This is a genomic window from Magnetococcales bacterium, assembly GCA_015231925.1.
Taxonomy (GTDB): Bacteria; Pseudomonadota; Magnetococcia; order Magnetococcales; family JADGAQ01; genus JADGAQ01.
In genome coordinates, this window is the sequence record JADGAQ010000011.1 from 19,448 (window position 1) to 41,134 (window position 21,687).

A 21,687-nucleotide genomic window follows, 5' to 3' on the forward strand; every position below is an offset into this window, starting at 1 on the left:
GATGGAACAAAGCCTCTGGGGCCGGGGCACGCAACGGATTTGCGGCATCGACGAGGCGGGGCGGGGGCCGTTGTGCGGCCCCGTCGTGGCCGGGGCGGTCTGTTTCGCCGCCGGGCACGAGGCCGCGATGCTGGAAGGGTTGGACGATTCCAAACGGTTGAGTTCCCGCGACCGGGAGAGGCTCTTCGACACCATCACCCAGCAGGCTCTCGGCTGGAGCGTGGCGGTGGCGGAGGCCGGGGAGATCGACCGGATCAATATCCGGCAGGCCACCTTGCTGGCCATGAAACGGGCTGTCGAGGGCCTGCCGGAAGTGCCGCAATGGGTGCTGGTCGACGGGCGGGATCTGCCACCCGGCCTGCCCTGTCCAGGACAGGCCGTCGTCAAGGGCGATGCCCTCTCCCTCAGCGTGGCGGCCGCCTCGGTGCTGGCCAAGGTGTGGCGGGACCGGATCATGGATCAGTTGGCCGAACGCTTTCCCGGTTACGGCTGGGAGCGAAACCGGGGCTATCCCACCGCCGATCATCTGGCCGCCCTGAAACGCCTTGGGGCGACTCCCCAGCATCGACGGTCCTACGCTCCGGTGAAGGCCCTCCTTGACTTTTCCGACAGCGCATCCCATCTGTTCTCTTCGGAGCCATGAGGCTCCACCCACTTGTCAGGTTGTGTCGGGACGGAAAAATGTTGACCCAGCGGCAACACGATGTCCTGGAACAGGTTGTCCGCCTCCACATCGAGGAGGGCGGCCCCGTCAGCTCCAGTCGGGTCCGGGATCTTTTGCGGGAGGATCTTTCGGCGGCTACGGTGCGTGGCGTCATGGCCGAGTTGATCGATATGGGCTTTTTGCAGCAACCCCACACCTCGGCGGGACGGGTACCGACGGAACGGGCCTATCGCCGCTATGTGGAAGGCTTGCAACTGATCGCGCCCATTGCCCGCAACGAGGCCAACGACCTGCAACGCGCCTGTCGCTCCGGTGGGGAGGACATGCACCTCACCCTCCAGGAGGTGAGCCGGACCCTGGCTCTCTCCACCGATTGCACCTGCATGGTGCGCCCTCCCAGCCTCGATTTGGCCGTGTTGAAGCGCATCCAGTTCATCAAACTCTCCGGCGGTCGCAACGAGATCAACCGGATTCTGGTTCTCCTGGTTTCCCACTCGGGCCAGATTCAGAACCGCATCGTGCCCGTGCGCGCCTATTTCGTGCAAAAGGAGCTGGACAGCTTCTGCAGCGCCCTGAATCGTCAGTTCAGCGGCATGCGGCTCGCCGAAATTCGCGCCGCCCTGGCCAGGGAAGTCACCCTGCGGGAGAAAAATCTGGAGGCGCTGCGTCGCAAGCTCCTGGATACCCTGCTCCAGGGAACCCGAAGCGCCGGCTTGATCATCAACGGGCAGTTGACCATCTCCGGCCTCGATGCCACTCCGGCCTTCGCTCCGCTGGGTGAGGTGCGGGAGAAGGCGGTCATCCAGGAGAAGAAGCGGCTGATGCAGTTGCTGGACGGCTGCCTGGAAGCCGAGGGGGTGCGCTGGTTCATCGGGGTCAGTCCGGTATCGGGCAAGGGGGAGAATTGCTCCGTGGTGGCGGCCAAGTTCGCCGGTCCGGAGAGCGCCATGACCGGATCTTTGGGATTGGTGGGGCCGTTGCGCCTCGATTATGCGCATATCATACCGCTGGTGAAATTCACCGCCGAATTATTGACCCGATACTGGTCCGGAACCCTGGTCGGGGAGGAGGCGGCGGGAGAAGGGGCTGCCCGGCTGCCGCCGAAAGCGTAGCCTCGGGTGCGATTACGGTTTGTGACGGGTGTCGGCGTGTCGGGAGGATGGAAAAATGGCGCAAGAGATGGACTGTGGTGAAAACGAAATGAGCAACATCTCTCCGTCCGGCGGAGCGGATGAGGAGTCAATCGTTCTGCCGGAGGAGAAAGGCCCTGCCGAAAGTCGGGAGGAGTTGGCCCAGCAGTTGGCCCAGCTTCAGGCCCGCTCGGAGGAGTTTCGCCATCAGTATCTCTCCGCTCTGGCGGAGATGGAAAACCTGCGCAAGCGCACCCAGCGGGAGATCGAACAGGTACGCAAATTTTCCCTGGAACCCTTCTCGCGGGATTTGTTGACCGTGGCCGACAATCTGGAAAGGGCACTGGGGGCGGCGCGTCTCAGCGGGGACGAAAACGCGGAGAGTACTCCCGTCCTCAAAGGTCTGGTGGACGGGGTGCGTATGACCCGCGATGAGCTGGATCGCACCTTTCGCAAACACGGCATCAGTCGTATAACGGCCATGGGATTGCCGTTCGATCCCAATCTGCACCAGGCCATGATGCAGGTGCCATCGCCGGATCAGGAGCCGGGAACCGTGGTTCTGGAGATGCAGACGGGTTATCTTTTGCACGAGCGGTTGTTGAGACCGGCCATGGTGGGAATTGCCGCCGTGCCCCCCCCGCCCGCCGATTCGTGAGCGTGGAGCCATTGACAAACGCCCGGCGCGTTCCCATATGAAAAGCACGGCTTCCACTCGAAATGTCGAGTGGGGTTCATTCCACGACCGGCTTTTCAGGTACACATCCAGGCGGAGAGACTTGCCATGGCAAAGGTGATTGGCATTGATTTGGGGACGACGAACTCCTGCGTAGCCATCATGGAAGGTGGTTCCCCCAAAGTGATCGAAAACAGCGAGGGCAACCGCACCACCCCGTCGATGGTGGCTTTCGCCTCCTCCGGGGAGCGGCTGGTTGGTCAGGCGGCCAAGCGGCAGGCGGTTACCAATCCCACCAATACGCTTTTTGCCATCAAACGGTTGATCGGGCGTCGTTACGAAGACCCGATGACCCAGAAGGACATCAAGCTGGTGCCGTACAAGATCGTCAAGGCGGACAACGGCGACGCCTGGGTGGAAGCGACGGGTCGTCGCATCAGCCCTTCCGAAGTTTCCGCGATGATTCTGCAGAAGATGAAGCAGACGGCGGAAGATTACCTGGGCGAGAAGATCACCGATGCGGTGATCACCCTGCCGGCCTATTTCAACGATGCCCAGCGTCAGGCCACCAAGGATGCGGGCCGCATCGCCGGCCTCAACGTGCTGCGGGTCATCAACGAACCCACGGCGGCGGCGCTGGCCTACGGTTTCGACAAGAAGCAGGGGCAGACCATCGCCGTGTTCGACCTCGGCGGCGGCACGTTCGACATCTCCATCCTGGAGATCGGGGACGGGGTCTTCGAGGTTAAATCGACCAACGGGGATACCTTCCTGGGTGGGGAGGATTTCGACCAGGCCATCATCGACTACCTGGCCGACGAGTTCCGCAAGGAGAACGGGATCGACCTGCGCAAGGACAGCATGGCCCTGCAGCGCCTCAAGGAGGCGGCGGAAAAAGCCAAGATCGAACTGTCCAACAGCACGCAGACCGATATCAACCTGCCCTTCATCACTGCCGATGCTTCGGGTCCCAAACACCTGAACGTCGGTCTCTCCCGCCCCAAGCTGGAGAGCCTGGTGGACCAGCTGGTGCAGCGGACTCTGGAACCCTGCCGCGTGGCGTTGCGCGATGCCGGTCTCGGCGTTTCCCAGGTGGACGAAGTGGTGCTGGTGGGCGGCATGACCCGCATGCCCAAGATCCAGAAGGTGGTGACCGACTTCTTTGGCCGCGAGCCTCACAAGGGGGTCAATCCCGATGAGGTGGTGGCCATCGGCGCCGCCATTCAGGGCGCGGTTCTCAAGGGTGAGGTCAAGGATGTCCTGTTGCTGGATGTCACCCCTCTCTCCCTGGGCATCGAGACCCTGGGCGGGGTATTCACCAAGCTCATCGACAAAAACACCACCATTCCCTCCAAGAAGTCGCAGATTTTTTCCACAGCGGCGGACGGCCAGTCGGCGGTGACCATCCGCGTGGCTCAAGGCGAACGCGAGATGTTCGGGGATAACAAGTTGTTGGGCCAGTTCGATCTGGTCGGCCTGCCTCCGGCTCCCCGGGGTGTACCCCAGATCGAGGTGACCTTTGATATCGATGCCAACGGTATCGTCAATGTCTCCGCCAAGGACAAAGGCACCGGCAAGGAGCAGTCCATTCGCATTCAGGCCTCGGGCGGACTTTCCGAAGCCGAGATCAAGCGCATGGTGCGGGAAGGTGAGCAGTTTGCCGCCGAGGACGGCAAGAAGCGGCAGTTGATCGAGGCGCGCAACAATGCCGACTCCGCGATCTACTCTGTCGAGAAGTCACTCAAGGAGCTTGGGGACAAGGCGGATGCCAAGTTGAAGTCCGAGGTGGAAAAGGCCATTGCCGATGTCAAGGAGGTAATGGACAAGGATGACGCCGAAGTCATCACCACCCGTACCCAGGCGTTGGTGGAACTGGCCATGAAGGTCGGTGAAGCGGTCTACAAGGATCAGGGCGAACCGCCTCCGGGTGCGGGCGGTCCCCACCAGGGGGGCCAGGGCGGAGGCAAGTCGGCGGGCAAGGGCGGTGCCGACGATGTGGTGGAGGCGGAGTTCGAAGAGGTCAAGGACAAGTAGGACGCCGCGTTCCGGCGGATGTATGGGTGTGGAAGGTGGCGACACCTTTTTTCTATAGGGGTTGTTGAGTTGCCGTCGTCGGTGTTGCGAGATGCCTAAGGACTTTTACGAACTGCTGGGGGTGCCACGTAATGCCGACGAGGCCCAACTCAAACAGGCCTACCGCAAGTTGGCCATGCAGTACCATCCCGACCGCAATCCGGGGAACAAGGATGCGGAAGCCAAGTTTAAAGAGATCAATCAGGCTTACGAGGTCCTGAAGGATCCGCAGAAACGTTCCGTTTACGATCAATTCGGCCATGCCGGATTGAATCAGGGCGGCGGTGGCGGTGGTGGTCCGGGCGGCTTTTCGGCAGACGGATCCCAGTTCAGCGGTTTCGGGGACATCTTCGAAGAATTCTTCGGGGACATCTTCGGTAACAGCCGTGGTGGCGGGGGAGGGCGTGGCAATCGGTTCGGCCCCATGCGGGGCGACGACCTTCGTTACGACCTGGGCGTCACCTTGGAAGAGGTCATGGAAGGCACCGAAAAGCGGGTGCGTTTTCCGACCATCATCGGTTGTGAAACCTGCCGGGGCACCGGGGCGAAAGCGGGCAGTGGCCCGGAAGTCTGCAGCATGTGTTCCGGATCGGGGCAGATGCGCACGCAGCAGGGTTTTTTCGCCATCTCCCGCCCCTGTCCGACTTGTCGTGGGCAGGGACAGATCATTCGGGATCCCTGTAACGATTGTCATGGTCAGGGGCGTGTCCGCAAAGAGCGCACCATCACGGTGAAGGTTCCCCCCGGAGTCGATTCGGGGAACCGTATCCGCTTGACTGGCGAGGGTGGGGCGGGCTTGTTTGGTGGTCCTCCCGGTGATCTTTATATCGGTATCGAAGTGGAGGCTCATCCCTTTTTCCAGAGGGAGGGGCCCAATCTGCTTTGTCAGGTTCCGGTGACTTTTCCGCAGGCGGCGTTGGGCGAAAAGCTCGATGTGCCAACTTTGAACGGCAAGGCGCGGGTCAATCTTCCCGCCGGATGTCAGACGGGCAAGCACCTGGTTTTGCGGGGCAAGGGGCTGCCTCACCTCAATCGGCCCGGGGTTTACGGGGATCTGGTGGTTGAGGTGCGGGTGGAGACGCCGGTCAATCTCAATCGTCGGCAGCGGGAGTTGCTGGAGGAGTTCATGCGGGTGTCGGAAACCGATTCCCAGCCGGAATCGACCTCCTTCCTGGACAAGGTCAAGGAATTCTTCGATAAAAAGATCTCTTCCTGAGTTCCTTTCTGTCGTGTCTGTATGATTAATCCCGGGGTCTTGGGGGATTATCCTCCCCCCGGCGGGATGTGGAGCGGTGCCTCAGGGTTTTTCTGATTACATTCGCTCACTCAGGGCAAGCTGGTCGTGCCAAGGGCCAATCATTCGGACGATTGGCCCTTGGCACGACCGATGGCAGGCTCGCCCGGCTCATGGTCATGCTTTTCGGCGAAAGGCCGCTGAAGAAGCATGACCATGAGCCGGGCGAGCCTGAAAGGATAGAGTAATTCCGTTTCTGTTTCATTTTTGCATTATTGCAGGGGTCTGGGGATCATCATGGTCCCCAGCCGGGGTTTGGGGACGGAGTCCCCAATGTGTTGTCTTTGACTTGTTTTGTTCTTTTATTCCCCTGGAAGGGGAGCCTTCCAGAGGAATAAAAGAACAAGAAAAAACCAAAAATAGAACCTCGGAGGCTCTGCCTCCACAATTCGGCAGGAAAGCCGAATTGGACGCCGCAAAGCGGCGCCCGAAGGGCGAGGGCCATGGATGGCCCGAGTCCAATCTCCGCCGGGGGGGATAATCCCCCCGGACCCCCGTGATTTGGAGGGCGATTGATGAGCGAACCTCTTCTGGGAATCGGTCTCTTCGGTGTCGGAGGCCGTATGGGGCGCATGCTGGCGCAGGCCGTTCTGGTCCAGGAAGGGTGCCGTCTGACCGGAGGCTGCGATCACGCCGCATCCGGCGTCATCGGTCGCGACTTGGGCGACCTTTGCGGTGTCCCACCCCTTGGCGTAACCGTCTGCGAAAATCCCGACCAACTCTTCACCCAATCCGACGTCATCATCGATTTCTCCATCCCCGAAGCCACCCTGCGAAACCTCGACCGGTCCCGGAGTTTCAAGAAGCCATTGGTCATCGGAACCACCGGTTTGGATGCTCCGGGGCGGGAGGCGGTGACCGCCTTGTCTCGCGAAGTTGCCGTGGTCATGTCCCCTAATTTCAGCATCGGCGTCAACCTGCTCTTTCAGTTGAGCCAACAGGTGGCTAAAACTCTGGGGGAAGAGTTCGATATCGAAATCATCGAGGCCCATCACCGCCACAAGGTGGATTCCCCCTCCGGAACGGCCCTGCGACTTGGTGAGGGCATCGCCAAGGCCCTGGGACGCGATTTAAGCCGTGATGCCGTCTACGGCCGCCAGGGAGCGGTCGGAGCCCGCCCCCGCTCCACCATTGGCTTCGCCACCATCCGTGGCGGGGATGTGGTCGGAGACCATACCGTTCTCTTTGCCGGTGAAGGCGAGCGCATCGAGTTGACCCATAAGGCCTCCAGTCGCATGTCCTTTGCCAAAGGAGCGGTAATGGCCGCCAAATGGGTGGTGGGACGTCCACCGGGACTGTATGATATGGGACACATACTGGGATTGCAGTAAGCGAGGATAAGTCACGGACTTTCACTCTGTGATTCCTTTGTTTTCATTCGTATCGATTTGCAGCAGAATCGCCCAGCTTGCGATCTTCTTTTTCGGGGCTTGTTGGCCGAAAAGGGGGTTTGTGGGTTGTTACTAACCGTCAAGGCAGAGGAGAAACGGCGTGGACAGCATCGAGGTGGCATCGATCAAGCCGGGTCAGGAGTTGACCCTTACCTTTGGCAACCGGGACGCCGTTTTGACCAAACTGGAGGCCTCCCGACACTTCAAGGTGGACTCCTGGTTCCCCGAGGAGCAGGAGATTTACATTCTGGATGATGTCATCCAGGAGGACGAGTTGCTGCATTACGCCTTCGAGCCCATCGAGAACTACGCCGCTCTTCTGCAGGAGGAGTCCAAATCCTTCGGGGTCAAGCGCCGCATCCAGGATTTTCTGGGCCGCACCCTGGACACGCTGGAGATGGAGGAAGAAGAAGAGGAAGAGGACGAAGAGTCCGAAGAGTAGAACGGGGGCTTCTGTTCCGGTATGCGGGGGGATGATACCCCCTGGACCTCTGTGTTTCCATCCAGGCAGCATAAAAAAACCACCCATCCCGCAAGGGATGGGTGGTTTTTTATCACCCGGATCTCTCCTGACCGTTCAGCCTTCCGAAGAGTCCATGGTCAGGCCAATGTTCCCCTCGACGCCCGGCTCATTTTCGACAACGGCCACTTTCGGCGGAGCAATCGCCAAGCCCGCTTTCCCCATGGCCAGAAGTATCAGCTCCACAGCTGCCGGGGGGTCGAAAAGATCGGTGTTGATCACCAGATCGAACTCCTCCTTGTCGGAAGGATAACGCTTCTTCAGCCGGTCGACAAAACCGTCCCGCTCCATATTGGTTCGTTCGATCAGGGCTCTGGCTTTGACCTTCTTGATGTCCAAACGCTCCGAAACCCGCTTGATGGTCGTGTCGGCGGAAGCCGTGATCTTCACCCGCAACACGGGATAACGCACCAGGAGAATATGAGCCCCGCGCCCGACGATAACCCCGCCGGAACGCAGAATGCCCAGCAGAACCCGGGTCAGATTGCGCAGGTATTGCTCCTTGTTGGTGCCTTTCTTGGACAGAAAGGCATGCACGAAATCGTCCCACAAGTTGGTAACGCGCTCATCCAGACGTTCCATCAAATGCTTGTCGGATTTGGCTACTTTGATGATGTTGTGCAGAAGTTCCCGGTCATACAGGGGGACTTGCAGCCGCTCCGCCAGCAAACGGGCGATTTCGGTCCCCCCGGCGCCGAACTGACGGGAGAGGGTGACCACGGGAAACCGGTATTCCCCGGAGCCCGGGGTTTCGCTCGATTCCGCGAAGAGTCCCGCTCCGACGATGGATTGGATAAGACCAAGATTTTTATTTCCCATACCTCGTATTTCACCCGTATGGCGGAGATGGTTTCGAAGGGGAGTAACACCCATCAAGACACATACGCGAAAGCGAAGGCCGGTCGGTGTGACCGGCCTTCCGAAGTCCATTCGCGAGGTCAGGGATCAATCAAAGCCAAGCTCTTCCTGAACGGTGCGAACCAGGCGATGGTCGTAGTCCAGAAGATCCTTGTTCTTGCCCGTGTAGTCCAGGCAGCTCAGGAAATAGCGCAGACTTTCGGTACGGGCGCGCTTTTTGTCGTCCGACTTGATGATGGTCCAGGGCGCGGAAGAGGTGTTGGTGTAGAAGAACATGTCTTCCTTGGCCTTGGTGTACTCTTCCCACTTGTCCTGGGACTCTTTGTCCACCGGGCTCAGCTTCCACTGCTTGAGGGGATCCTCGCGGCGGGAGTTGAAGCGGCGCAACTGCTCTTCCTTGCTGACCGAGAACCAGAACTTGAAGAGAATGATTCCGGAATGAACCAGCATGCGCTCGAATTCGGGCACGGCGCGCAGGAACTCACGCACCTCCTCCTTCTCGCAGAATCCCATGACCCGTTCCACGCCGGAGCGATTGTACCAGGAACGGTCGAACATGACGATCTCGCCACCGGCGGGCAGGTGCTGGATGTAGCGTTGGAAGTACCATTGGGTACGTTCCTTCTCCGTCGGCTTTTCCAGAGCGACGACACGGCAACCGCGGGGGTTGAGGTGTTCCATGAAACGCTTGATGGTGCCACCCTTGCCCGCGGCATCCCGACCTTCGAAAATGCCCAGGATCTTCAGGCCGTTCTCCTTGACCCAGTTCTGCATCTTGACCAGCTCGATGTGGAGGGGCTCCATCTCCTTGAGATAATCCTCCTCGCTCAACTTCTTGAGCTTGGGACGGGAGCTGGGCAGCGCCTTTTTGCTGCCTGCGCCAAGGATGATCTGGGCATGGGCATGGGCGTGGGGCAGGGTCTCCTCGCCATGAACCGGCTTCTTGGCAGGGATTTTGACATGCTTGGATTTGTCGGACATATGCTCCTCGTCAGGTATACGGTGGTATACAATCAACCCGGAATCAACAACGCCTTGCACGGCGAACCCGTTCACCCGGCACACCCGAAACACCCGGGCGTTCCGGTACAGAGCGTCCAGACCGGGCCATCGCGGGAATCCCTTTGCGGAATCACGGTGCCCGGTTCCTTCTTCAGGAAAACCGGTTCCACTATATTTCGATTAAGGGCATCTGTCCAGCGACCCCGGGAGAAATATCCATTCCATCAGCGAAATGGCGTGAGTGCCGTGCCGTGGAATGTGGGATGCCCCTCAGCCTGCTTATGGACAAAAGCCTCAAATTTCGTTAAAATCCCCCTTTGTACCAAAGGGAGGGAGAGAAGGATTGATATTTTGCGTACCGGGCCCAGACCAGGCCCGCAACAGCCATAAGGGGATGAAAATGGGTTCGATCGAGATGAAGCCCGTGGCTTTGAGCCCCGAGCTAAGCACGGAAGAGGCCTTCGGGCAAATTCTGGCGGCCAATTTCCAATTCATGCTGGAATGGGCTCCCATTGCTTATGAAGGCAAGGATATCGAAGGCGTTCACCAGGTCCGGGTGGCGTTGCGTCGCTTGCGCTCCGCCGTCGTGGTGTTTCGCAAGGCGATTCCGCGCACCATTTCCGATCCCTGGGGCGAAGAGATGCGCTGGGCCGCCGGCGAACTGGGCACGGCCCGCGATCTGGACGTTCTCATCTCCGAGGGATTCGCGGTCATGAAGGACAAAATTCCCCTGCCCGAAGGCGAGGCGAAGCTGCTCGACATCGCCAAGGCCAAACGGGAACAGGGCTACGAGCGGGTGCGCGCCATGTTCGACAGCGAGCGCTACACCGCCTTTCGGGAAGGCTTCGATCAATGGCTGGAACAGAGAGGCTGGTATCAGGCCGACCTGGAAGGGGTGGTGCGGGAGAAGATGCGGGCCAGCATTCTGCGCTTCGCCGTCAAGATCCTGGGCAACCGTTTCGGAACCGTGATCGGGGCCGGACAGGATATCGGCACACTCTCCACCACCGAGCTGCACCAGTTGCGCATCGAATGCAAGAAGCTGCGTTACGCCACCGAATTCTTCACTCCCCTGTTCAATAAAAAGAGCATGAGTGACTTCAACGTGCATCTCAAGGGGCTGCAGGGTATCCTGGGGATCATGAACGACGTCACCGTGACCCACCACCTCATGGAAAGCCTGCTGGATGGGGTCGCCGACCACGAAACCCTGCTCTACGCGGGCGCTCTGGTGGGTTGGCGTTCCAGACAGTATCAAGAGTTGCGCGGCAATCTGGGGCCCGCCTGGGCCACCTTCGTGAGCGCCCCGGCTCCCTGGGTTTTGAACCGATAGTTACCGGTCGGGTTGACCGGGGGAACCGATCGGTTCCTCCGGTCACGATGCCTCGAGACGGGCCAGCCATTCCGGCAGTACCTTCCGTAAATCCTGATTGATCACATAATCGGCGATGGCGCAGATCGGGGCGCCGGCATCCCTGTTGATGGCCACGATGGTTCCCGCGCCCTTGATTCCGGCCAGGTGCTGCACCGCGCCGGAGATTCCGATGGCGATGTAGAGCCGTGGCGCGATGATCTTTCCCGTCTGTCCGATTTGCCAGTCCCCCGGAGCCAGTCCGGCATCCACGGCGGAACGGGTGGCCCCGATGGCCGCTCCCAACCGGGTCGCCAGTTGTTCCAGCAGCGCGAAACCGCCTTCCGCTTCCACCAGACCTCTTCCGCCCGCCACCACGATGGCCGCGCTGCCCAGCTCCGGACGGTCTCCCGGAGAGGCGCGGAATCCCCGGAACGCCGCGTGAGGAAGGGAGGTCGCCGGAGGGGCCAACCATTCGGTCGGTGGTTGGGTCGTGGCGGGCAGCGCCCTGGGAAAGGCGCTGGGACGCACGCTCAACAGCAGGGGGGAAGTTTCGGGAGGGGCTTGTATCGTCTCCAGGATGTTTCCGGCGAAGGCCGGGCGCACGAAGCGATGCGGCCCGTCGATGGCCACGATTTCCGGGATGAAGGGGGCGGCGATCCGGGCGGCCAGGCGGGGCAGGAGCTGACGACCGAAGGAGGTGGCCGGGGCCAGGAGGGTGCGATAGCGCCCGGCAAGCGAAGCGACGAGGTCGGCCAGGAGTTCCGGGGTCTGCCCGGCCAACGCGGGATGGCGGCAGAGCAGGAGCCGTTCGAGGCCGGCGGGGAGGGCGATGGGCTCCTCCAGGGGCCAGCCGGCGATCAGCATCTCCAGGGGGCCCGGGAGGGCGGCGGCGGCTCCGACCGTATGCCAGGTCGCCGTGGTCAACTGCCCGCCCCGGGTCTCCGCCAGAATCAACCGGCTCATGGTGTGGTGAATTCGGGTCGCAGACGCGCCATCAATTCGGCGACATCGCGCAGAAGGTGTCCCCCAGGACGGGGAGAGGGCTCCCTGCGGGCCACTACCGGGCAGCCGGGAAGGAAGGGCAGCGACAATGCCGCCGCCTCCAGCCGTTCCACCCGTTTGCGCCGGGCGGCCAGAATGGCGGGCAGGGTCACGCATCGCGGCTCGCCCAGACGCAAATCGGCGCTGATGACTCCCGGTGGATGGAGATAGCGGCTTTCCAGTCCACCGTCCACCTCCCGAAGCAGTGTCACTCCCCCCTCGCCGTCCGGCGGGCCGAGTTCGACCACCTGACTGGCTTGCGCCCATCCCAACAGGCCCGCTGCCATCATGCCGGTGACGCCCAGATCCCGATCCACCCCCTGGCGTCCGGTGAAGAGCCAGGCGGCCCCGACCTGCCGGGCCGTCTCCGCCAGAATGGCGGCGGCGGTTCCGGCGTCCGGCGCTTCGGCAAGCTCGACCAGAATGGCCCGGTCGCTACCCATGGCCAGACAGGTGGACAAGCCTTCCGACCAGGATGGCGGGCCGGCGGAGACCACGATCACCTCGGTGGCCACCCCGGCCTCCCGCCAGCGCAAGGCGGCTTCCAGGGCGATGAGGTCGAAGGGGTTGGGCACCTCCGCCGCATCGCCGCACTCCACGGCGAAACCATCCGGGCCCAGTCGGGCCGGATGGTTGGGATCAGCCACCTGCTTGATGCCGACCAGCAGAATCATGGCGCCCTCTGGGCCAGCTCCTCGATCACCTGGAACATGCGGAACAGATCCCCCTTGCTCATGACGGGGGTGACGCGGTAGCGCCCGTTGATCACCAGCGTCGGGGTTGAACGGACGCCCCACTCCTTGGCCTGGTTTTTCGCCTGGTTCACCTTGGCGGTGACGCCGAAGGATTGCATGTGGGCCTGAAAGGTGCCGGGATCCAGCTTGAGGCTTTTGGCCAGGCGCAGCAGTTCCTCCATCTTTTCGATATCGCCGCTCTCCTCGAAATGCAGGCGGAAGATGGCGTTCTGCATGGCCTCCCCCTGACCCAGATAGGTTGCGGCGAAATAGGCCCGCAGCGGCAGATCGGTCTGATTGCCCCAGAAGATGGGCAGGGAACGAACGAGGAAGCGTTCCCGGTTCTTCCGGGCCCACTCCTCGAAGGAGGGGTGCAGGTTGAAGCAGTGCGGGCAGGTGAAGTTGAACACCTCCACGATCTCCGCCTTGCCTTCCGCCGAGGGAACAGGCGGTTGAACGAGTTCGTAATCCTCTCCGGCCTTCAGCTCCGCAGCCGTTGCTGGCGGAACCACCGGTACGGCCCAAACGAGAAGGGCGCCGAAAAAAAGAGCGGACCAGGTGCGACGGGACAGGTTGGTTTTCATGGCACGATCAGGCCGTTTCCACGATGGTGAAGGTGAAGTGCATCTTTGCGGTTTTGGACAGCATGGCCGAGGCGGAGCAGTAGGTCTCTTCGGAGAGGCGGATGGCCCGTTCCACCGCCGCTTCCGGCAAGGCCTTGCCGGTGACGGTGAAGTGAACGGTGATGTCGGTGAAGACCTTCGGATCCGTGGGGGCGCGTTCCGCGCTGATTTCGGCCACGCAATCGGTAACCGTGTGGCGGCCTTTGCGCAGAATGGTCACCACGTCGATGGAAGAGCAGCCGCCCATGCCGAGCAGCAGCAGTTCCATGGGGCGGATTCCGAGATCACTGCCCCCCACCTCTTTGGCGGCATCCATGACCAGGGCATGGCCGGAACCCGATTCACCCAACATCAGCAGACCTTCAACCAGTTTGACGCGCGCCGTGAGATTGGCCATTGTTGCACATCCTCTTGTCTGGAAATGGAAAGGCTTCCCCTTCGGGAATCCGCTCAGGCTCTCCCTCTCTTCCCGGCAAGTCAATGTCTGCTTGGGAAAATGGGCAAGAGGGGGTTATACTGCCACACTTCCGCCATGGTATCCCCCGATACGGAGAACGCCCATGTCCCAGGTCGCTGCAAGCGGCATGATGGATGAGAAGACCCAGGAGCTCAAGAGCTTGCTGGAATCCAAAAGCCGGGAACGTCACGTCGTGGTGATTCAGGACTATCCGGATCCCGATGCGCTCTCTTCCGCCTTCGCCTATCGCATGATCGCCGCCGAGTTCGGCATCGAGTGCGATATCGTCTACGGCGGGCGCATCAGCCATCAGGAGAACCTGGCACTGATCAATCTGGTCAACATTCCGGTGAAACGCTGGGAGAATGACGAGATCGGCCTGCGCCGTTACCAGGGAGCGATTTTCGTGGACTCCCAGGGCACCACCACCTCCTTGACGAGCCTGCTGGAACGCGAGAAAACCCCCGTGATCGCCATGATCGATCACCATGTGGCTCAGGAGAGGATCCCCTCCGTTTTTCAGGATCTGCGTCCCGTGGGAGCCTGCGCCTCCATCCTGACAGCCTACCTGAAACAGGGCCTGCTGACCCTTCTTCCCGGCAAGGAGGAGCATCGCCGCCTGGCCACGGCTCTCATGCACGGCATCATTTCCGATACCGGCTCGATGATCAAGGCCCTTTCCCTCGATTTCGAGGCGGCGGCCTTCCTGCAACCCTTCGTCGATTCCGAGCTGCTCATGGAGATCCTGCACCAGAAGCGCAACCACAAAGTGATGGAGATCATTCGGGTGGCGCTGGCGGATCGGGACAAACGGGACGGTTTCTGTATCGCCGGGGTGGGCTATCTGCGCTCCACCGACCGGGACGCCATTCCCCAGGCAGCCGATTTTCTGCTGACCGAAGAGAACATCCATACCGTGGTGGTCTTCGGCGTGGTGGTCAATACCGGAGGCGAGGATGTGATTCACGGCAGTTTGCGTACCACCAAACTGACCCTCTCCCCCGACACCTTTTTGAAAGAGGCCCTGGGTCAGGACGAAAACGGCCACTTCCACGGCGGGGGCAAGGCCAACGCCGGGGGGTTCGAAATCTCTCTGGGCTTTCTCTCGGGTCAGGACGATCCGGAGATGGACCGGGTCAAGTGGGAGGCCTTCAACAGCAAGATCCGGCGCAAGTTGCTGCACAAGATCGGCGTGGAGACCAAGTGATGGCTGCCCCGGTCGTGGCCAAACCGCGCTGGTTGCGGGTGGAAGCGCCGTTGTCCACGGAATTTCTGCAATTTCGCCGACGTTTGCAGGGTCACGGCGTGGCCACGGTCTGCGTCGAGGCCAACTGCCCCAACATCGGCGGCTGCTGGCGGGGCGGCAGCGCGGCGTTCATGATATTGGGCACCCGCTGTACGCGGCGTTGTGCTTTTTGCGACGTGGAGACCGGACGGCCCGACGCGGTTGATGCCGAAGAGCCGCAGCGGTTGGCCGCTCTGGTGGCGGAGGTGGGTTTTTCCCATGTGGTGTTGACCTCCGTGGACCGGGACGATCTGGAGGACGGAGGGGCCGGCCATTTCGCGGCCTGCATCGAGGCCTTGCGCGCCTTGCCCCACACCCCTCGGGTCGAGGTGCTGACACCCGATTTCCAGGGCCGCGCGGCGGATCTGGAGACGGTGTTGCGAGCCCGACCCGCGGTGTTCAACCACAACATCGAAACCGTCTCCCGCCTTTGGCCGCAGGTCAAACCCGGATCCCGTTTCCTCACCTCGCTGACCCTCCTGGCCCAGGCGCGACGCTGGCGTGACGCCGGGGCCGAGGTGGTGGTCAAATCGGGGTTCATGCTGGGGCTGGGGGAGACGGCGGAAGAGGTCTACGAGCTTCTGGACCAGCTTCGCGATGCCGGGGTGGAGATGCTGACCATCGGGCAATATCTGCGTCCCAGCGCCAAACACCATCCGGTCGAACGCTACTGGGAGCCGGAATGGTTCGAGCTGTTGGGGCGCAGGGCGAAGGAGATGGGTTTCTCCCGGGTGGCCAGTCATCCCCTGGTACGCTCTTCCTGGCATGCCGGTGAACTGCTGCATGATTCCTGAGACGACCTTCCTGCTGCGACGCCATCGGCGTCAATCCTACGAGGTGGCGCTTGCGGAGCAGCGTCGGCAGGTGGAGGCCATCGTCGCCGGTTTGGCCTTGCCCACCCTGATTCTCACGGAGCATGATGCGGTCTATACCGTGGGTCGTTCGGGAGAGCGGGAGAGGGAGGTGCTGGCGCCGGGAACGATCCCCGTGGTGGCCACCGATCGGGGCGGACGCACCACCTATCACGGGCCGGGGCAGTTGGTGGCCTATGTGCTGACGCCCCTCTTTCCCCGTCTGGTGGGGGTGAAGGCCCATGTGGAGCGGCTGGAGGCCTGCGTGATCGACACCCTCTCCCGGTTGGGCCTGGAGGGGGAGCGGGATGCCCGGGCCCCCGGCGTCTGGGTGCGGGGCGCCAAGATCGCCGCCCTGGGGGTGCGGGTGTTTCGGGGAGTGAGCTATCACGGCCTGGCGCTGAATCGGGATCCGGATCTGTCGGCCTACGGCGGCATCGTGCCCTGTGGGTTGCATCGTCCGGTGACCTCCCTGGCCGCCTTGGGCCTTTCCCTGTCGCGGGAGACTCTGGAGACCTTGTTCCTGGAGAGTTTTGGGCGCATTTTTGCGGTAGGATCCTGGCAAGTGGAACGCGAAGAGGATACACATCATGGCTCGCCCCATCACGCCGTGTCTGGCGGTTGACATCATCATCGAACTGCCCCGTCTGCCACAGCGACCCTTCGTCCTGATCGAACGGCGCTTTCCGCCTCCGGGATGGGCCATTCCCGGAGGGTTCGTGGATGTGGGGGAGACCATCGAGGCCGCCGCCGTGCGGGAGGCGCAGGAAGAGACCGGCCTGAAGGTGACGCTCCAGGCCTTGCTGGGCATTTACTCCGATCCGGCCCGGGATTCCCGGGGACACACCGTCAGCGCCGTCTATGTGGCCACCGCCGACGGACTGCCCGAGGGGGCGGACGACGCCGCCCGGGCCATCGTGGTCTCCCTCGATGCCCTGCCGGAACCGATCGCTTTCGACCATGGACGCATTTTGGAGGACTACCGTGTCTATCGGGAACAGGGAACATTGCCGAAAATCGGGAAATGAGCCTCGCCGCCGGGTGGGGCGCCTTCTGGGCGGCCTGGGACTGCTGCTGGCGCTGGGGACGGCTGCCGTGGTGGAAGGGGGGCTGCCGTGGTCCCTCGGCAGCGAGCCGGTGCCTTCGCTGGCGCCCATGCTGGAAAAGGTGACGCCGGGGGTGGTCAATATCGCCGCAGCCTCCGTGGTGCAGATGACGGAAAATCCCCTGTTCAACGATCCCTTCTTCAAGCGCTTTTTCGAACTGCCCTCCCTGGGGCGTCCCCGGGAGAGGGTGCAACGCTCCCTGGGTTCCGGGGTGGTCATCGACGCTCGTGAGGGCTTGGTGATCACCAACAGCCATGTGATCGGCCAGGCGGAGCAGATTCGCGTCGGCCTGAGCGACGGTCGTATTCTGGAAGCCCGCAAGGTGGGGGTGGATCCCGATACCGATGTGGCGGTGATCCGCATTCCCGGTGAAAACCTGACCGCCCTCTCCCTGGGGGATTCGGACGGGCTGCGGGTGGGGGATTTCGTGGTGGCCATCGGCAATCCCTTCGGTCTGGGCCAGACGGTGACCTCCGGCATCGTCAGCGCCCTGGGACGGCGTGGGCTGGGGATCGAGGGCTATGAGGATTTCATCCAGACCGACGCCTCCATCAATCCCGGCAACTCCGGCGGGGCGTTGGTCAATCTGCGTGGCGAGCTGGTGGGCATCAATACCGCCATTCTGGCCAAGGGGGGCGGCAACGTCGGCATCGGCTTCGCCATTCCCGTCAACATGGCCCGCCGCATCGTGGCCCAATTGACCGAATACGGCGAAGTGCGACGCGGTCTGCTGGGGGTGCAAACCCAGGATCTGACCCCGGAACTGGCCCGCGCCCTGGGCTTTTCGGCACCGGAAGGGGCGCTGGTCAGCGGTGTGGTCAAGGGTTCCGCCGCCCAGAAGGGGGGCATTCAGGTGGAGGATGTCATCGTGGAGGTGGATGGCCGCCCGGTGCCCGACTCCGCCTCCTTGCGCAATGCCATCGGCCTGGTGCGCATCGGCGAAAAGGTGCGCCTCTCCCTGATGCGCGGGGGCAAACGCCTCGAAAAGGAGGTGATCGTCACCCTTCCTTCCAAGGAGACGGTTGAGGGTGGGCGGGTCGATGCCCGGCTGAAAGGGGCGACTCTGGAGACCGAGAGCCTGCCTCCCGAAGGGGATGAGGGCATCCTGGTGAAGAAGATCGAGCCCCAGTCTCCCGCCGCCCGCCTTGGCTTGCAGGCGGGCGACCGGCTGATCGCGGTCAATCGCAAGAAGGTGCAGAACCAGACGGAGTTGAGCGAGGCCATCGGCTCGGTCAAACAGGGTCTGTTGCTGCAAGTGATGCGGGGCAAGGAAAACTTGCTGATCATGCTGCGATGAAGAGCGTCTCATTGCATCTCAAAGCTGCCGGTAGCGCCGCCCCGGCTCCTCCCACCCCCCAGGGACCGATTGCCCTGGTCTACGGATTTCGCGCCTTTTTCCTGCCGGCGCTGCTTTGGTCCGTGGTGGCCATGGGTCTCTGGCTCGGCCTCTTTTCCGGGGAGCTTGTCTGGTCGGGCGCCCTCTCTCCCTCCGCCTGGCACGGCCACGAAATGCTCTTCGGGGCGCTGGCGGGGCTGGCCAGCGGCTTTTTGTTGACGGCGGTGGCCAACTGGACCGGGCAACCGCCCTTCCGGGGCTGGCCGTTGGCCCTGTTGCTCTTCGGGTGGCTGGCGGGTCGTTTCATGGTGGGTTTCGCCGCTCTCTTCCCCCCCTGGCTGGTGGCGGTGGTGGACGGCTCCTACCTCTTCGTGTTCGCCGTCATTCTCTTCTGGCCCATGGCCCGCACCCGGCTGTGGATCCATGCCGTCTTTCCGCCGCTGTTCGTTTTGTGGGGGCTGGGCAACCTGCTGTTCCACCTGGATGGACTGGGACTTCTGCACGGCGGCGCCACCCTGGGCCTGCGCCTGGGGGTGGACGCCCTGCTCTGGATCATCGTCATTCTGGCGGGGCGCATGTTCGTCAATTTCACCAAATCGGCTCTGCCCCCGGCGGAGCAGGCCGGGTTCCGGCCGCCGCCTGTCGTGGAAATGGCGGCGCATCTGGCCATGGCGGGGGTCATCCTGGCGGATCTGCTGGCCCCCGATTCCCGTCTGAGCGGCGCGGTGCTGCTCGGGGTGGGAGGGGTTCATCTGGTGAGATTGATGGGTTGGCGTTCCGTGCGGGTGGCCCATGTGCCCATGGTGTGGGTGCTGCATCTGGGCTATTTGTGGCTGGCCCTGGGCTATCTGTTGCGGGGGGCGGCCCTGCTGTGGGCGGTCTTGCCGGAAACCACGGCCTGGCATGCCCATACCGTGGGGGCGTTGGGCCTGATTGCCGCCGGTATCGTGCCTCGGGTATCCATGGCCCATACCGGTCGACCGGTGGCCATGCAGCGCTTGCTGTGGCCGGTTTTTCTTCTGTTGGCCGGTGCGGTGTTGGTTCGTCTGGCGGGGGCTTCCTATGCCGTGGGGATTTTGGGTTCCGGTGTGTTGTGGATGGCGGCCTTTTCACTGGAGGCTTTTCTGCTCTGGCCCATGCTGACGAGACCACGCATCGACGGAAGGCCCGGATGAGACCTACTTTTGACTTTCAATATGTTGCCTTTAAAGTATCAAAAAAAGAAAATGTTCTATTCTTTGACTTTATCTATTTCCGTTAAATAAATTATATTATATAAAACCAAACAACAGAAAAAGTCAAACAGGAAAGCGCAGGCTGATACTCAACCCCCCCAACCCCGCCGAGTCCCCCAAAACCAGCTCCGCCTCATGCAGTTTGGCGATGCGCGCCACAATGGAAAGCCCCAGTCCGCATCCGTAGGAATCGGTTGCCGCACCCCGTTTGAAGGGCTGCAACAGGGTCTCCCGCTCCGCTTCGGGAATGCCCGGTCCCGAATCCTCCAGCCGGAACAGAACTCCCGACTCCCCCCCTTGCAGCACGGCCTGAATCCGGCCTCCCTGTGGCACATAGCGAATGGCGTTGTCCAACAGGTTGCGGAACAAAATGGCCAGCATGGCCTCTTCTCCGACGATGCGGAACGGCGGATCGATCTCCTCCAGGGAGATGTCGATCTGTTTTTCCAGTGCCAGATGGACCAGTTCACCCAGAACCTGTTTGAGCGGCGTTTCCAGTGAGACGATGGCCGTGCCCTTTTCGGTGATATTGGGTTCCAACCGCGCCAGGGTCAGCAGTTGGGCCACCAGGTGGGTGGCTCGGTCGCAGCCGACCAGAATCTGCTTCAGGGCGTTGTCGCGCTCGGCGTCGTTGCGGGCCCGCACCGCGACCTGGGCCTGAATGCGCAGACTGGCCAAAGGGGTGCGCAGTTCGTGGGCGGCATCTGCGGTGAAACGCCTCTCCCGCTCCAGGGTCCGGTCGACACGGGACATCATCTCGTTGATGGCGGACAACAGAGGCTGAATCTCCTGGGGACCGCTCGGCGCAATGGGAGTGAGTTGCCGACAGGAAAGACCGGCAATCTCATGGGAGATGCGGCTCAGGAAGGATAATTGCCGCCCGATGAGGTGCCACAGCACCCACCCCAGAAGCGGCAAAGCCACCAGCAGGGGCAGCAGCACCTGCAGCAGAATGCGATCGGTGAGTTCGTTGCGTACCCGATAGCTTTCGCCCACCTGGATGGCATGGCCGTTATCATCGGAGGCGAGGTGAAAGATGCGCCACTGCTCTCCATCCATCCACCGGTCGGAGAACCCCGCTTTCAGGGAGAGAGGGGCCTCGGGCATGTTGGGGGAACGCATGATCAGCCGGTTTTCCCGCCAGATTTGGAAGGCGATTTTCTTTTCGTACCGGTGCCCGTCACCATCGTTGCCCGCGAGGGAGGGCATGGTTCGGGAGGCGGGGTCGTGGGTCAATCCGTCCAGAACCCGAGCGGCTTGGGCCAGTTGGGCGTCGAAAAGCTCCTCCACCTCGTGCCGGGCGCGAACATAGGTCAGAAGCCCGATGAGAAGCCAGATGACCAGAAACGCCGACAGCACCACCTCCAGCAGATTGCGACGGATGGAGACCATTTCAGTGCTTTTCCATGACATAGCCGATGCCGCGCACGGTACGGATCAGTTCGGCGTCGAACTTGCGGCGCAGGCGGTGGACGAAGACCTCCAGGGTATTGCTTTCGGCCTCCCCCTCCCAGCCGTAGAGGGTGTCGATCACCCGTTCCCGAGTGACCACGCGCCCGGCGTTTTCCAGCAGCAGAAGCAGCAGGGCGTATTCCCGCGGGGAGAGATCGACGCGGTTGCCGTACCAGAAGACTTCGTGGCTGGAGGGGATCAGCAGCAGGGGTCCGTTTTCCAGTTGGGGTGAACTGCGGCCATGGCTGCGGCGCAGCAGGGAGCGGATGCGCGCCGCCAGTTCCTCCAGGTCGAAGGGTTTGACGAGGTAGTCGTCGGCCCCGCCATCCAGACCACGAACCCGGTCGGCAACCGTGTCGCGGGCGGTGAGCATCAACACCGGCAGGGCAACCCCCTGTTTTCTCAGACGGGCCAGAACCTCGATTCCGGAGAGTTTCGGCAGGTTCCAGTCCAGGATCAGCAGGTCGAAACGGTCGGTTTCCAGGGCTTGCGCGGCCTCTTCGCCGTCCTGCAGCCATTCGACGGTATACCCTTCCTGGGCCAGACCGGTGCGTATGCCGTCTCCCAGCAGGGTATCGTCCTCCACCAGGAGCAGGCGCATGGGG

The 21,687-nt window shown here is 62.1% G+C and carries 22 protein-coding genes; 14 read left to right on the forward strand and 8 right to left on the reverse strand.

The features are described from left to right. The first annotated feature begins 1 nt into the window (after window position 1). The 7 genes from HQL56_02670 (at window position 2) to HQL56_02700 (ending at window position 7,670) form a co-directional block, all read left to right on the forward strand. The gene (locus HQL56_02670) at window positions 2-643 is read left to right on the forward strand and encodes a ribonuclease HII (protein MBF0308421.1); all 642 of its coding nucleotides are present in this window, start codon (window positions 2-4) and stop codon (window positions 641-643) included. Between the two features lie 38 nt (window positions 644-681). Further along, window positions 682-1,776 (forward strand): heat-inducible transcription repressor HrcA, encoded by a 1,095-nt coding sequence (hrcA, locus tag HQL56_02675; GenBank protein MBF0308422.1) that lies wholly within the window; start codon window positions 682-684, stop codon window positions 1,774-1,776. An 88-nt stretch (window positions 1,777-1,864) separates the two neighbouring features. Beyond that, window positions 1,865-2,452, forward strand: a complete 588-nt coding sequence (gene grpE, locus HQL56_02680; protein ID MBF0308423.1) for a nucleotide exchange factor GrpE — start codon at window positions 1,865-1,867, stop codon at window positions 2,450-2,452. Window positions 2,453-2,578: 126 nt separating this feature from the next. Beyond that, complete coding sequence (dnaK, locus tag HQL56_02685; protein ID MBF0308424.1) at window positions 2,579-4,504, forward strand: molecular chaperone DnaK; 1,926 nt, start codon at window positions 2,579-2,581, stop codon at window positions 4,502-4,504. Between the two features lie 91 nt (window positions 4,505-4,595). Then, a complete protein-coding gene (dnaJ, locus tag HQL56_02690; protein MBF0308425.1) occupies window positions 4,596-5,759 on the forward strand; it encodes a molecular chaperone DnaJ in 1,164 nt (387 codons plus the stop codon). 593 nt (window positions 5,760-6,352) lie between these two features. Further along, window positions 6,353-7,168: a 4-hydroxy-tetrahydrodipicolinate reductase gene (gene dapB / locus HQL56_02695; protein ID MBF0308426.1), complete on the forward strand. Its 816-nt coding sequence runs from the start codon at window positions 6,353-6,355 to the stop codon at window positions 7,166-7,168. A gap of 160 nt (window positions 7,169-7,328) precedes the next feature. Next, window positions 7,329-7,670, forward strand: coding sequence for a hypothetical protein (locus HQL56_02700; protein ID MBF0308427.1), 342 nt, complete (start codon window positions 7,329-7,331; stop codon window positions 7,668-7,670). A 135-nt stretch (window positions 7,671-7,805) separates the two neighbouring features. On the opposite strand, the gene HQL56_02705 is transcribed toward HQL56_02700, so the two are convergent. Next, entirely contained in the window at window positions 7,806-8,567 is a 762-nt protein-coding gene (locus HQL56_02705) for a cytidylate kinase-like family protein (GenBank protein ID MBF0308428.1), read from the reverse strand. 126 nt (window positions 8,568-8,693) lie between these two features. Next, entirely contained in the window at window positions 8,694-9,587 is an 894-nt protein-coding gene (gene ppk2 / locus HQL56_02710; protein MBF0308429.1) for a polyphosphate kinase 2, read from the reverse strand. 421 nt (window positions 9,588-10,008) lie between these two features. Here ppk2 and HQL56_02715 point away from each other — a divergent pair, with 421 nt between their 5' ends. Beyond that, on the forward strand, window positions 10,009-10,941 hold the full coding sequence (locus HQL56_02715; GenBank protein MBF0308430.1) for a CHAD domain-containing protein: 933 nt from the start codon (window positions 10,009-10,011) through the stop codon (window positions 10,939-10,941). Window positions 10,942-10,983: 42 nt separating this feature from the next. On the opposite strand, the gene HQL56_02720 is transcribed toward HQL56_02715, so the two are convergent. Genes HQL56_02720 through HQL56_02735 form a run of 4 tightly spaced genes read right to left on the reverse strand, consistent with a single transcriptional unit; the run spans window position 10,984 to window position 13,757 of the window. Continuing rightward, window positions 10,984-11,925: an electron transfer flavoprotein subunit alpha/FixB family protein gene (locus tag HQL56_02720; protein ID MBF0308431.1), complete on the reverse strand. Its 942-nt coding sequence runs from the start codon at window positions 11,923-11,925 to the stop codon at window positions 10,984-10,986. Then, the gene (locus HQL56_02725) at window positions 11,922-12,677 is read right to left on the reverse strand and encodes an electron transfer flavoprotein subunit beta/FixA family protein (GenBank protein ID MBF0308432.1); all 756 of its coding nucleotides are present in this window, start codon (window positions 12,675-12,677) and stop codon (window positions 11,922-11,924) included. The genes HQL56_02720 and HQL56_02725 overlap by 4 nt, the downstream gene beginning before the upstream one ends. Then, on the reverse strand, window positions 12,674-13,321 hold the full coding sequence (locus HQL56_02730) for a thiol:disulfide interchange protein DsbA/DsbL (protein ID MBF0308433.1): 648 nt from the start codon (window positions 13,319-13,321) through the stop codon (window positions 12,674-12,676). The genes HQL56_02725 and HQL56_02730 overlap by 4 nt, the downstream gene beginning before the upstream one ends. A gap of 7 nt (window positions 13,322-13,328) precedes the next feature. Then, window positions 13,329-13,757 carry an OsmC family protein gene (locus tag HQL56_02735; protein ID MBF0308434.1) on the reverse strand — a complete coding sequence of 143 codons (429 nt, stop codon included), beginning with the start codon at window positions 13,755-13,757 and terminating at the stop codon, window positions 13,329-13,331. Between the two features lie 163 nt (window positions 13,758-13,920). Here HQL56_02735 and HQL56_02740 point away from each other — a divergent pair, with 163 nt between their 5' ends. From HQL56_02740 to HQL56_02765, 6 genes are read left to right on the forward strand one after another with little or no spacing between them, the layout of a single operon-like run. Next, the gene (locus tag HQL56_02740; protein MBF0308435.1) at window positions 13,921-15,024 is read left to right on the forward strand and encodes a bifunctional oligoribonuclease/PAP phosphatase NrnA; all 1,104 of its coding nucleotides are present in this window, start codon (window positions 13,921-13,923) and stop codon (window positions 15,022-15,024) included. Next, complete coding sequence (lipA, locus tag HQL56_02745; protein MBF0308436.1) at window positions 15,024-15,896, forward strand: lipoyl synthase; 873 nt, start codon at window positions 15,024-15,026, stop codon at window positions 15,894-15,896. Before HQL56_02740 ends, lipA begins: the two co-directional genes overlap by 1 nt. After that, on the forward strand, window positions 15,886-16,578 hold the full coding sequence (gene lipB, locus HQL56_02750; protein MBF0308437.1) for a lipoyl(octanoyl) transferase LipB: 693 nt from the start codon (window positions 15,886-15,888) through the stop codon (window positions 16,576-16,578). The genes lipA and lipB overlap by 11 nt, the downstream gene beginning before the upstream one ends. After that, the gene (locus tag HQL56_02755) at window positions 16,544-16,981 is read left to right on the forward strand and encodes an NUDIX hydrolase (protein MBF0308438.1); all 438 of its coding nucleotides are present in this window, start codon (window positions 16,544-16,546) and stop codon (window positions 16,979-16,981) included. Before lipB ends, HQL56_02755 begins: the two co-directional genes overlap by 35 nt. 13 nt (window positions 16,982-16,994) lie before the next feature. Then, entirely contained in the window at window positions 16,995-18,356 is a 1,362-nt protein-coding gene (locus HQL56_02760) for a DegQ family serine endoprotease (protein MBF0308439.1), read from the forward strand. After that, on the forward strand, window positions 18,353-19,570 hold the full coding sequence (locus tag HQL56_02765; GenBank protein MBF0308440.1) for an NnrS family protein: 1,218 nt from the start codon (window positions 18,353-18,355) through the stop codon (window positions 19,568-19,570). Before HQL56_02760 ends, HQL56_02765 begins: the two co-directional genes overlap by 4 nt. Window positions 19,571-19,693: 123 nt before the next feature. On the opposite strand, the gene HQL56_02770 is transcribed toward HQL56_02765, so the two are convergent. Further along, complete coding sequence (locus HQL56_02770) at window positions 19,694-21,022, reverse strand: sensor histidine kinase N-terminal domain-containing protein (GenBank protein MBF0308441.1); 1,329 nt, start codon at window positions 21,020-21,022, stop codon at window positions 19,694-19,696. Window position 21,023: 1 nt separating this feature from the next. Next, window positions 21,024-21,683 carry a response regulator transcription factor gene (locus HQL56_02775; protein ID MBF0308442.1) on the reverse strand — a complete coding sequence of 220 codons (660 nt, stop codon included), beginning with the start codon at window positions 21,681-21,683 and terminating at the stop codon, window positions 21,024-21,026. Between the last annotated feature and the right edge of the window lie 4 nt (window positions 21,684-21,687).